Annotated in this window: 12 protein-coding genes and 1 rRNA gene; 4 read left to right on the top strand and 9 right to left on the bottom strand. The window is 48.5% G+C overall.

The genetic code is table 11. From position 1 onward, the window contains the following. The first annotated feature begins 71 nt into the window (after positions 1–71). Entirely contained in the window at positions 72–1247 is a 1176-nt protein-coding gene (locus OP864_RS07570) for a proline dehydrogenase family protein (protein WP_270100611.1), read from the top strand. A 221-nt stretch (positions 1248–1468) separates the two neighbouring features. Here OP864_RS07570 and lptB read toward each other — a convergent pair whose 3' ends face one another. The 3 genes from lptB to OP864_RS07585 form a co-directional block, all read right to left on the bottom strand. Next, positions 1469–2209, bottom strand: a complete 741-nt coding sequence (lptB, locus tag OP864_RS07575; RefSeq protein WP_015692292.1) for an LPS export ABC transporter ATP-binding protein — start codon at positions 2207–2209, stop codon at positions 1469–1471. An 8-nt stretch (positions 2210–2217) separates the two neighbouring features. After that, positions 2218–3441: an alanine dehydrogenase gene (locus OP864_RS07580; protein ID WP_432423429.1), complete on the bottom strand. Its 1224-nt coding sequence runs from the start codon at positions 3439–3441 to the stop codon at positions 2218–2220. 328 nt (positions 3442–3769) lie between these two features. Next, positions 3770–4291 carry a metallophosphoesterase family protein gene (locus OP864_RS07585; RefSeq protein WP_270100613.1) on the bottom strand — a complete coding sequence of 174 codons (522 nt, stop codon included), beginning with the start codon at positions 4289–4291 and terminating at the stop codon, positions 3770–3772. Positions 4292–4607: 316 nt separating this feature from the next. On the opposite strand from OP864_RS07585, the gene OP864_RS07590 reads away from it, so the two are divergent. Then, entirely contained in the window at positions 4608–4868 is a 261-nt protein-coding gene (locus OP864_RS07590; RefSeq protein WP_270100614.1) for a TIGR03643 family protein, read from the top strand. Here the strand turns inward: OP864_RS07590 and corA are convergent. Both corA and OP864_RS07600 read right to left on the bottom strand, forming a co-directional pair. Continuing rightward, entirely contained in the window at positions 4865–5842 is a 978-nt protein-coding gene (corA, locus tag OP864_RS07595) for a magnesium/cobalt transporter CorA (RefSeq protein WP_270100615.1), read from the bottom strand. The genes OP864_RS07590 and corA overlap by 4 nt on opposite strands. A 5-nt stretch (positions 5843–5847) precedes the next feature. After that, the gene (locus OP864_RS07600) at positions 5848–6744 is read right to left on the bottom strand and encodes a lysophospholipid acyltransferase family protein (protein ID WP_270100616.1); all 897 of its coding nucleotides are present in this window, start codon (positions 6742–6744) and stop codon (positions 5848–5850) included. A 78-nt stretch (positions 6745–6822) separates the two neighbouring features. Here OP864_RS07600 and OP864_RS07605 point away from each other — a divergent pair, with 78 nt between their 5' ends. Further along, positions 6823–7524 carry a hypothetical protein gene (locus tag OP864_RS07605; protein ID WP_270100617.1) on the top strand — a complete coding sequence of 234 codons (702 nt, stop codon included), beginning with the start codon at positions 6823–6825 and terminating at the stop codon, positions 7522–7524. A 174-nt stretch (positions 7525–7698) separates the two neighbouring features. Beyond that, the gene (gene crcB / locus OP864_RS07610; RefSeq protein WP_270100618.1) at positions 7699–8064 is read left to right on the top strand and encodes a fluoride efflux transporter CrcB; all 366 of its coding nucleotides are present in this window, start codon (positions 7699–7701) and stop codon (positions 8062–8064) included. Here crcB and OP864_RS07615 read toward each other — a convergent pair. The 4 genes from OP864_RS07615 to rrf all read right to left on the bottom strand — a co-directional run bounded on the left by OP864_RS07615 (position 8051) and on the right by rrf (position 10352). Further along, the gene (locus OP864_RS07615; protein ID WP_270100619.1) at positions 8051–8512 is read right to left on the bottom strand and encodes a GNAT family N-acetyltransferase; all 462 of its coding nucleotides are present in this window, start codon (positions 8510–8512) and stop codon (positions 8051–8053) included. The genes crcB and OP864_RS07615 overlap by 14 nt on opposite strands. 1 nt (position 8513) lies before the next feature. Continuing rightward, positions 8514–9146: a 16S rRNA (guanine(527)-N(7))-methyltransferase RsmG gene (rsmG, locus tag OP864_RS07620; protein ID WP_270100620.1), complete on the bottom strand. Its 633-nt coding sequence runs from the start codon at positions 9144–9146 to the stop codon at positions 8514–8516. Positions 9147–9151: 5 nt separating this feature from the next. After that, positions 9152–9901, bottom strand: coding sequence for a copper resistance protein NlpE N-terminal domain-containing protein (locus tag OP864_RS07625; protein ID WP_270100621.1), 750 nt, complete (start codon positions 9899–9901; stop codon positions 9152–9154). 342 nt (positions 9902–10243) lie between these two features. Next, positions 10244–10352, bottom strand: a 5S ribosomal RNA gene (gene rrf, locus OP864_RS07635). Between the last annotated feature and the right edge of the window lie 37 nt (positions 10353–10389).

Consider the following 10389-nt stretch of genomic DNA (forward strand, 5'->3'; position numbering starts at 1 on the left):
GCTAAGGCCCTGCTATATCTACTTTTTGGGCCGCTTCAAAACTTCCCTCCTTTGATAAACAGCTATGCCTTATGCAGATAGATTTTAACAACACTAAAATCGCTTTCGAGCGGTATTCCAATCGGCGACTACAAAAAATGCGCTGGTTGTTTCGCGGAATGAGCCAAGATTGGCTCGTGGGTTTAGGGAGCCGCTTTGGCCTCAAGGCCCTCAATTGGGGTTTGCCCGTAGAGGGGCTCATCCATAGCACTATTTTCGACCTCTTTTGCGGGGGGCGCAACCTGCCCGAAACCCTCAAGGCGGTCCGAGAACTCAAGGTCTATGGCGTAGAAACGGTCCTCGATTATGGGGCCGAGGCCAAAGATACAGAAGCCGACTTTGATAAAACCCTCGACGAGTTTCTAAAAACACTTGCCTTTGCCGAAGAGCAAGAAAGCCTAGAAATTATTAGCGCTAAAGTAACGGGGTTGGCCCAACACGCCCTACTCGAAAAAATTACTGCTGCAGATATTCTTTCTGAGGCAGAACTAGCCGCTTGGGATCGGGCCAAAGAACGCTTGCGGGTCCTTTGCCAAACGGCCCTAGAGAAAAAAATGGCCCTCTTCATTGATGCAGAAGAAAGCTGGATCCAAGGCGCTATCGACCAGCTGACCGATGAAATGATGGCCGAATTTAATACAGAACGAGTGGTGGTTTATAATACCTTCCAGCTCTACCGACACGACCGCCTGCAGTTTCTTAAAGATTCTTATGAAAAGGCTCTAGAGGGCGGCTATTTGTTGGGGGCCAAAATGGTCCGTGGTGCTTATATGGAAAAAGAACGAGAACGCGCCCAAAAAATGGGCTACCCCTCTCCTATCCAACCCAATAAGGAAGCTACCGACCGAGATTATAATCTGGCCGTTCTTTTTTGTGTAGAACATTATGAACGCATTGCTTCTTGTGTGGCTACGCATAATCAGTTTAGTACGGCCTATCAGGTGGAATTGATGGAGCAAGAAGAATTGCCCAAACGCCACCCCCACCTCAGCTTTTGCCAGCTCTATGGCATGAGTGACCAACTGACCTTCAATTTGGCCAAAGCGGGTTATCGGGTGTCTAAGTATATGCCTTTTGGTCCCATTAAAGATGTGATTCCCTACTTGATTCGCCGCGCCCAAGAAAACTCTTCGGTCAATGGCGAAATGAGCCGAGAGCTACAGCTGATTGAACAGGAATTAAAACGCCGAAAAACAGAAGGCTACTAGCCTAAATGAAAAAGAGGGAGCGCTTTGCGCTCCCTCTTTTTTTGGCCCAAATGGCCCATATTTAGCGGTTCTACAGGGCCGAAGGCCCGCAGGCTGAGGGATGGAAAGTGGTGCGGCGAAGCCGCAGACCCAGCCAGCTTGCTGGCGCAGGGCCGAGCAGACTTGCGAGCCACGACAGAGCCCGACCCGACCAAAGGGAGGGGCAGCCCCAAAACATCATCCTAAACCTGTCCGTACTTCCGTTTTAATTCAAAACTTTGGCCCAAATAAAGCTCCCGCACTTTGGGGTCATTGGCCAATTCATGCGCGCCGCCCTCCTTAAAAATATTGCCATCCACCATGATATAGGCTCGGTCAATAATCGAGAGGGTTTCGCCCACATTGTGGTCCGTAATCAAAATGCCAATATTCTTTTGTTTGAGCCGCCAAACGATGGTCTGAATGTCCTCCACCGCAATAGGGTCGATGCCCGCAAAAGGCTCATCTAACAAGATAAATTTGGGATTAACGGCTAGGGCGCGGGCAATTTCCGTACGGCGGCGCTCTCCCCCTGAAAGGGTATCTCCGTTGCTTTTGCGGACCTTATGCAAAGAGAATTCATCCAGTAATTCTTCCAGTTTATGGGCCTGTTCTTTTTTTGTCAATTTGGTCATTTCTAGGACCGCCTTGATATTATCCTCCACCGTCAATTTGCGAAAAATAGAGGCTTCTTGAGGCAGGTAGCCCACGCCTTTGCGGGCCCGTTTATACATCGGGAGATCCGTAATTTCTTCCTCATCTAGATAGACCTTTCCGCTTTTGGGCTGCACAAAGCCCACCGTCATATAAAAAGTAGTGGTTTTGCCGGCCCCATTTGGGCCCAAAAGGCCTACAATATCGCCCTGAGAGACTTCTAAAGACACCCCTTTGACCACCATGCGGTTGCCATATTGCTTAATTAGGTTTTCGGCTCTTAACTTCATAATAGATCTTAGAGATTAGTCATCAGGAGAAGGTCAATATCCATATACTTGATATTAAAACGCTCGCTCATATATTGGTTGGTCAGGCTGCCTTTATACATATAAACGCCATTTCGGAAGCCCGCATCGCTGCGCAAAAGGGCCTCAATGCCCATAGTGCTACCTGCTTCAGCAAATAAAGGGACCAAAATATTGCTAATGGCCGCCGAGCTAGTTCGTGGATAACGAGAAACGATATTGGGCACACAATAATGCAGCACCTCATGCTTAATAAAGGTGGGTTGCTCATGCGTACTGAGGCGAGAGGTGGCAAAACAGCCGCCTTGATCAATACTCACATCAATAATTACGGAGCCGGGCTTCATTTGCTCCACCGTATCTTCGCCCACAATGCAGGGCGTACGGCCCGTTTCCGAGTGGATAGCTCCAAGGACCACATCAGCGGAACGGATTTCGGCATACATTTCTGGCGAGCTAAAGGTGCCCGTATATAAACGATGGCCCAAATTACTTTGGAGGCGCATCAATTTGCGGATATTATTGTCAAATAGGCGGACCTCGGCCCCATAGCCCAGGGCCACTCTTGTAGCCACTTCAGCCACTACGCCAGCGCCCAAAATAACCACCTTGGCCGGAGGAACCCCGGCAATTCCGCCCAACAAAACGCCTCGGCCATCTTCATTATGAGAAAGCAAATCGGCGGCAGTTTGCATAGCAGAAACCCCGGCAATTTCCGACATCATGCGCACAAAAGGAAAGCTTCCCGAGCTGTCCTTCATGTACTCCATGGCCATAGCGGTAATGCGTTTTTGCTTGAGGCGATAGATATATTCTTCGGTCAAGGCAGGCAAATGAATAGGCGAAATAATAATCTGCCCAGGATGGCCCAGGTCAATCTCCTCCAAAGAGGGGGGGGCGACCTTAAGAATCACTTGCGACTTAAAGAGCTGCTCTCTATCGGCCAAAATTTCGGCCCCAGCTTCAGAGTAATCATAATCGGAGAAATTAGACTTTTCTCCGGCCCCAGTTTCTAGGCGAATACGGTGGCCCATTTGGACCAAAGTCCGCACAGCCGAGGGCGTCAAAGCAATCCGATTTTCAGAAAACTTCAGTTCCTTGGGAATCCCTATGGTCACTTTTCCTTGGGGATGTTCTACGGCTAGGCGCTCGGCCAAGGGCGTAAGAATATGCTCACTCAACTCCTTGGGGATGCTAATTTTGGATTTTTGCATGCTGCTATTGTTTCCTTGAACAAGTTTTGGGTCTTGTCTCAAAATACGCACTTTTTAGCAAAGGCCCTTTTTTTTTCCTTTTTTTCACAATTTGGGGCTGCCCCTTCCGCCGGGTTAAAACCCAGCGCAAAGCGGTATCGCTTTGCGAAGCGATACAAAATGAGGGTTAAAACCCTCATAAGTTATCGGGCGGGTCGGGCCATTGCGCAGCTCGCAGGTCTGCTCGGCCCTGCAGCGCTTTCAGCGCTTTGGTCTGCCGCCTTTGGCGGCCCTGCTACAGCCCCTCAGCCTGCGGCGGCTCCGCCGCCTGTCCACCGCAATGGACCAACTAGGGCTGTTCGTCGGGGGAAATTTGGCCTCTTGGCCCCAATTCGATCAGTTCCAAATCGCTTAATTGGCCCGCTTCAATCTTGAAGCGCATCAGGGTTTTTTCTTTATGCCAGCCGTGGCGGCCTGCTGCTCCTGGATTAAGATGTAATAAATTGAGTTGGCGGTCGGGCATGGCCTTGACGATATGCGAGTGGCCCGTAATAAATAAATCGGCTTGGCTGGCTTGCAGGGCGGCTTTTACGCCCTTGGAATAGCGGCCAGGGTAGCCCCCAATATGAATCATGTAGACCCGCAAGCCTTCTATCTCAAAATCTTGGACCAAAGGATAGCGGCGGCGCAAAGCGGCGCCATCAATATTGCCATAAACGGCCCGAAAGGGCTTAAATTCTTCTAGGGCATCGGCCAAATCGCTATGGCCAATATCGCCAGCATGCCAGATCTCGTCGCAGTCGGCAAAGTAATCAAAGACAGCGGGTTCTAGATGCGAATGCGTATCGGAAATTAGGCCTATGCGTTTCATGCTTTTGTGTTAAAGATGGTCAAAAGCTAAAGCTAGGAGAAAAATAGCGGATTTTCAGCCCTATTGGTCCAAATTGATGGAGTGGGCGCAAAGCGGCCAAAATAATCATCGCCAAGCGATAGCGCCTGGCCTTGGGGCGCTCCCCAAGGCATCGGCTGAGGGATGGGCAGCAGTGGCCGAAGGCCAGACCCAGCTGGCGAAGCCAGCGCAGGGCCGAGCGATCAGCGAGCTGCGAGACAGCCCGCCCCGCCTGCAAGGCGGGGCAGCCCCAAAAAAATAAACCAAAAAAGAAAATGCTTGTTGAGAAAAAGAAAAAATGGATCAAATCAGCATAGATCGGATTATTGAAATGGCTTGGGAAGATCGCACGCCCTTTGAGGCCATTGAATTTCAGTTTGGATTGACAGAAAAGGAAGTCATTGCCTTGATGCGGAAAGAGATGAAAGCCAGTAGTTTTCGGCGTTGGCGCAAGCGGGTGCAGGGGCGCAAAAGCAAGCATCAGAAATTGGCGCCAGCGGGTATGCAGCGCTTTAAATGTAGCCGACAAAAGAGTATTTCCTTTAATCGGAAGAGTTAAAACCAGTTTCGGCGGCGCATAAAATAGATCAAAAAGGCGGTAATAATCAGCATCAGGCCAAGTAAGGCGGGATAGCCCCAAGGCCATTTGGTTTCGGGCATATGGTCGAAATTCATCCCATAAATGCCGGCTAAAAAAGTGAGTGGAATAAAGAGGGCCGAGATGATGGTCAGGGTTTTCATGATCTGATTCATGTCATTGCTCAGCTGTGCGTTATGTAAATCCATCAGGTCCTTGAGCATTTCGCGCAAATTATCGAAGGCTGAAAGTTGATATTGGAGATGGTCTTGGATATCGTTGAGATAAGTAAAGCTCGACTTATGAAAAAAGCTGGTCCCTTCCGATTTGATGCGATTGAGCAGCTCTCGCAGGGGCCAAATCAGGCTACGGATGCGGTTCAGTTGCTTTTTGAGGCGCATAATTTCCTGAATCACGCCTTTATTATCAATAGCTTGATCGAGCAGGCGGATTTCCAGTTCTACAATTTCTTGTCGGATATCTTCTAGGCAAAATCCGTAATGGTCCACCACCACATCAATCAGGCGGGTAAACAGATAATCTAGGCGGCGTTTTCTGAGGAAGCCCTTATTATTAAAAATGCGATCTCGGATATCTTCGAACACATCGCCGGGTCGTTCTTGAAAAGAGAGCAGAGCTTCTTTTTTCAGGACAAAAGAGAGGTGTTCCACCTCTAATTTTTTTGCTTCATTGAGGCTAAGCATCTTGAGGCTTAGAAAGAGATAATCCTCAAAGGCCTCAATTTTTGGCAGGTCCTCGGTGGCGCAAATATCCTCTTGTGTCAGGTGGTGCAAGTTAAAAAACTGGGCCAATTGGCCCAGGTCTTTATCTTGGGGAACGTTAATATTCAGCCACTTTTGGGCTTCGGTAAATTCGGGCAGACAGCCTTCTAATTCGGCAATTCGGAGTTCTTTTCGGTCGGCTTGGCCGGCATTATAGGCAATCAGGTCGAGCATATGCTTTACTTTAGGGTACGGGCCAATTTTTTGGCTTGCTTAGGCTTTCTAAATTGGCTGTAGATCGGATCTTCCTTTAGCTTCCAAGTTTCCTGATAGAGAAAATCGAGCATTTGGTCGGCCTTACCTTGGGCCTTGATGGTCTCGTAGGCAATGGGGTCGCCGATACTGATGCCAATATGTCGGCCCATTTTATTTCGGACCTCATGCAATAGTAGGCTAAGGCGAAGATTTTGGTTAATTTGGCTAGCGAGTTGAAACAGCCGGCTATTTTGGCCATGAAAAAAGAGCGGGACAACCGTAGCCTTAGATCGTTGGACCAATTTAAGCACAAAGCGCTTCCATTCCAAATCTTCGGCTTGGCCAAAGGGTTTTTTGGCGGTGGCTACGCCTCCGGAGGGAAAAATGGCAATGGCTTGGCCTTGGGCCAGTCGTTCGAGCGTTTCTTTTCGGGTATTGATAATGGTCTGCAGGGCCTCTTTGGTCTCTCGAAAATCAATGGGCAAAAAATAGGGCTCAAACATTTCTTCTCGGCAGAGCACTTCATTGACTAGAATGCCAAATTCGGGTCGAATTTTGGAGGCGATTAGGCCCAGCAACAGGCCGTCAATCACGCCAAAGGGGTGGTTGGCCACAATCACCAATGGCCCCTCTTGAGGGATTTTTTCCAATTGAGCCTGATCAAAATGCGGATACACCTCCAATTTGTCTAGGGCAATTTGCCAAATAGACTGAGGGGTCAGCTCCATTTGTTTCATTTCAGTATACAGCTTTTCAATTCGAGGGCGGCCCGTTAGGCGCTCGATACCTCGAATCAGCAGCTGTTTCATTTTGGGGTCGGTTTCATGGGCATAGCTCAATCTAGACTTGGCCATATCCCGATTAAAATCTGGAGATTCCATAACTTTATTTTTGGTCCATTCCTTCTAACCCAAACGGCTATAAAAATAATTCCCTTTATCGCAATCAACGCTTAAATTATGTACCGCAAACTATTCCTGCTCCTATTTTTGGGGCTAACATCTGGCGCTATTAGCGCACAATCCAAGAAAAAGGTCAAGCAGCTCAGCCAGCAGCTAGAGCAAACGAAAAAAAATTGGGTGGCTCCTTATTACAATCAGGCTGAAGAGCCGCCTTTGCCCATGGAAAGCTGGGTGCCAGAGTACGGCATTCGGGGCAAATATGCTTATAATGGCATCCAATTGAGCATTCCGTTTTTAGAGGCACTTTTGGGCGAAAAGCTCTTTTTATCGGGCCCGCATGAGGGCAATATAATGGATTGGGACAATGATGATTTTGGGCATTACAATCCTAAGTTTCTCAAAAAACTCAAGCAATATCTCAAGAAGTTGAGTAAGCAAAAAGATTTTGTGAGCAGTTATCAGCCTTTTTATGAGGCCAATTTGCAACAATTGGCCCGCAGTTATTACCGAGCCGAGCAACATTTGAAGCGGCAGCCCGAGCTCATTGAGGCGGGGCAAAAACTAGATGCCGAGGAGCGACAAGAATTTTTCAGAGCTTATTCTGAGCAAGAAGAGGCAGCTGGTTATATTTGGTATGAGGCCAATACTTGCGCCAATTTCTGGCTACGTCGACATACAGACGGCAGCGCCGATGAATTTTCTGATTTGTTGGACCTCTTACTCTCTACTTTTGATGCTTCTTTTTTGAAGAATAATTAGTTTTTTTGGGGCTGCCCCGCCTAAAGGCGGGTCGCTATGCTGCGGGGCTCGCTCTCTGCTCGGCCCTGCAGGCAGGCTTCGCCTGCCTTTGGTCTGGCCCTTCCGGCCACCCACTCCGCAGCGCTCAGCCATGGGCCAGCGCAGGGCTTTACTTTTTCAATATAGACTAGCAAGATGCACTATCTATGGATTTTTCTGGGGGGTGGTTTGGGCAGTATGGCCCGCTTTGCCCTTAGTCAATATTTACCGCCAGCTCAGGGCTGGCCTTGGGGAACCCTAGCGGCTAATTTGGCCGCTTGTTTTTTGTTGGGCCTCTTTGGGGCTTACTTTGAGCAAAAGGGCGGACCAATGGCCTATAAGTTACTTTTGGCTACGGGCTTTTGTGGAGGCTTTAGCACCTTTTCGACCTTTGGGCAGGAGTTATTTCAGCTATTGCGGGCCCAAGCCCATGCTATGGCCTTAGGCTATTTATTGGCTAGTGTAATTCTAGGTATTTTGGCCATGGCTTTGGGCTATTATAGCTTGGCTAAAGGGTTTTAAATTCCAGTAGCATTTCAGTATGTGGAATATCGTCTTCTAGGTATTCTTTGCCTGTAGATTGGAAGCCTAGGCGGGCATAAAAATGGACCAAATGGCTTTGGGCCGAAATCCGAATAGCTGTTTGGGGATATAATTTTTGACAGGCAGAAATGGCGGCTTGCATTAGGGCGGGCCCTTGGCCTTTTCCACGAATTTTAGCGCTGCTAATCACTCGGCCAATTGAGGCATCTTCAGGATAAGAGCTAGCTGCGGGCAAAATGCGGGCATAGGCTTGTAGTTCGCCTTGGGCATCTAGGCCAAGAAGATGATGACCCAACTGGTCCTTGCCATCTAAATCGAGGTAGGGACAATTTTGTTCTACCACAAAAACGGCTTGGCGCAATTGGGCCAGAGCATAAAACTCTTGCAGGCTTAGCTCCGAGAAGGCTTTCAATTTAAAACTTAGCATATTAGGGCGCTTGAATGTAGGCCAAACACTTGGTTTCAAAAAACTCTTCCTCAAAAAACTCCTTCATCGGAAAAATCTCCCCATAATAATCGGGGCCGAGGCTATCGAGTTCTTCTTGCATATTGGTTAGCCCTTTATAGGCCCAGATGCCATTAGGAAAAGAGTGATTCCCCTTAGCCTTAACCAATTTGCGGGTCCAAGCGGCCAGTTTGGGCGCTTTGGCCACGGCTCTAGTCACTACAAAATCGAAGCGTTGCTTCAATTTTTCGACACGGCCAGCTTCTGCTTTTACGTTTTTGAGGCCAAGGGCTTGGCTCACTTCAGTCACCACCTTAATCTTTTTGGCAATAGAATCCACCAACATAAAATTGGTTTCTGGATAGAGGATAGCCAAGGGAATACCTGGAAATCCACCACCGCAGCCAAGGTCCAACACCTGAGCGCCAGCTTTTAGGGGCATCACCTTATCGAGGGCCAGGCTATGCAAAACATGATGAATATAAAGATTGTCGATATCCTTTCTAGAAATGACATTGATTTGGGCGTTCCACTCTCTATACAAAGCGTCTAATTGGGCAAATTGCTCCAGTTGTTGAGCGCTAAGATTTGGGAAATAATGTTGTATGCGTTCCATGATTCTTAATAAAAATAAACTGCTTCAAAACGGGCTTGAGGGGCCATTTTTGCCTTTTGTAGGCTAAGTTTGTCTCCAGAAATACTGTAATTATCTACGCTGCCAAGGACCTTGAGAAACTCTTGCTCCTTGCCCAAGTTGGGGCAGGCCATTTTGGTACTCATCAGGCCTGTAAACTGAATGCGTTTTTGTTCTTCTTGCAATTTATAATTGCCCGAAACGCTGTTGCAGCCGCCATGCGCTTGGAGTTGGCCATTAGCTTTTAGGATAAAGTGCATTTCTCTGCAAGCGCCCTCGGTAGTCTTTATAGCTTGGCCATTCAGCTCCACCAATTTCCAATATTTATTTAGCGGGCTTTCTGCTGGGCGTTTGAGCAAATAGCGTTCGGCTAGTTCTCCTTCAATCGGCTTCCCTTTTAGGTCCAATTGGCGCAAAGCGCCTTCTTCTACTTTATATTGGTTAGGTTTTTCTTTGCCTTCTAGGGTAATTTGCTGGCCCTTTTTCCCCCACTTTAGTTTTCCGCTTTCGGTATAGACCGAGTCTGAGCGATCTTGATAGCGATAGCGGAGGGTATAGCTCCCATCTTCTTTTAATTCCAAGTCCGTCTGGATGCCTGGACAATCGGCAGAGGGCAAATTTCCTTGGTATCGGCCGGCCCAATCGAGGGCATTTTGGCTATTATCGGCTATATTTTTTTGGTTTTTGCAGGCGGTCAGGCTCAGGCAGAATAACAATAGCGGGAGGTAGTACTTCATCGGTCCATTTTTTTTGCTAAGATAGCTAAAGTTTTTCGAGTCGTTTTCCCAAATCGCTTCAAAATCAAGAATGTACTATTTCTGCTGCTGTTATTTTGGGGCTGCCCCGCCCTGCGGGCGGGTCGGGCTGTGTCGCAGCTCGCAGGTCTGCTCGGCCCTGCAGGCTTTTTCGCTTCGCTACAAAAGCCTTGGGTCTGCCGCCTGCGGCGGCCCTGCTGTCCATCCCTCAGCCGTCCTCGCTTCGCTCCTCTTTGGCGGCAAGCCGCCAGCCCCTGCGGGGCCTTGCGCTCTCTTTGGGGCAAAAAAAAAGCCCGTACATTGCTGTACAGGCTTTATAGATTAGGTTGGCGGTGACCTACTCTCCCACTTTCGTAGTACCATCGGCGCTGAGGGGCTTAACTGCTCTGTTCGGAATGGGAAAAGGTGTCTCCCCCTCGCTATGACCACCATTAAATCTTTGTCTATCCCTTTGGATAAACTCTATATCG

Origin of the sequence: Saprospira grandis, assembly GCF_027594745.1 — a bacterium.
GTDB classification, from domain to species: Bacteria; Bacteroidota; Bacteroidia; order Chitinophagales; family Saprospiraceae; genus Saprospira; species Saprospira grandis.

Excerpts from the sequence above, each read along its gene's own strand:
- OP864_RS07570 (WP_270100611.1), top strand. The coding sequence starts at position 72 with ATGCAGATAGATTTTAACAACACTAAAATCGCTTTCGAGCGGTATTCC.
- lptB (WP_015692292.1), bottom strand. The coding sequence starts at position 2,209 with ATGAAGTTAAGAGCCGAAAACCTAATTAAGCAATATGGCAACCGCATG.
- OP864_RS07580 (WP_432423429.1), bottom strand. The coding sequence starts at position 3,441 with ATGCAAAAATCCAAAATTAGCATCCCCAAGGAGTTGAGTGAGCATATT.
- OP864_RS07585 (WP_270100613.1), bottom strand. The coding sequence starts at position 4,291 with ATGAAACGCATAGGCCTAATTTCCGATACGCATTCGCATCTAGAACCC.
- OP864_RS07590 (WP_270100614.1), top strand. The coding sequence starts at position 4,608 with ATGGATCAAATCAGCATAGATCGGATTATTGAAATGGCTTGGGAAGAT.
- corA (WP_270100615.1), bottom strand. The coding sequence starts at position 5,842 with ATGCTCGACCTGATTGCCTATAATGCCGGCCAAGCCGACCGAAAAGAA.
- OP864_RS07600 (WP_270100616.1), bottom strand. The coding sequence starts at position 6,744 with ATGGAATCTCCAGATTTTAATCGGGATATGGCCAAGTCTAGATTGAGC.
- OP864_RS07605 (WP_270100617.1), top strand. The coding sequence starts at position 6,823 with ATGTACCGCAAACTATTCCTGCTCCTATTTTTGGGGCTAACATCTGGC.
- crcB (WP_270100618.1), top strand. The coding sequence starts at position 7,699 with ATGCACTATCTATGGATTTTTCTGGGGGGTGGTTTGGGCAGTATGGCC.
- OP864_RS07615 (WP_270100619.1), bottom strand. The coding sequence starts at position 8,512 with ATGCTAAGTTTTAAATTGAAAGCCTTCTCGGAGCTAAGCCTGCAAGAG.
- rsmG (WP_270100620.1), bottom strand. The coding sequence starts at position 9,146 with ATGGAACGCATACAACATTATTTCCCAAATCTTAGCGCTCAACAACTG.
- OP864_RS07625 (WP_270100621.1), bottom strand. The coding sequence starts at position 9,901 with ATGAAGTACTACCTCCCGCTATTGTTATTCTGCCTGAGCCTGACCGCC.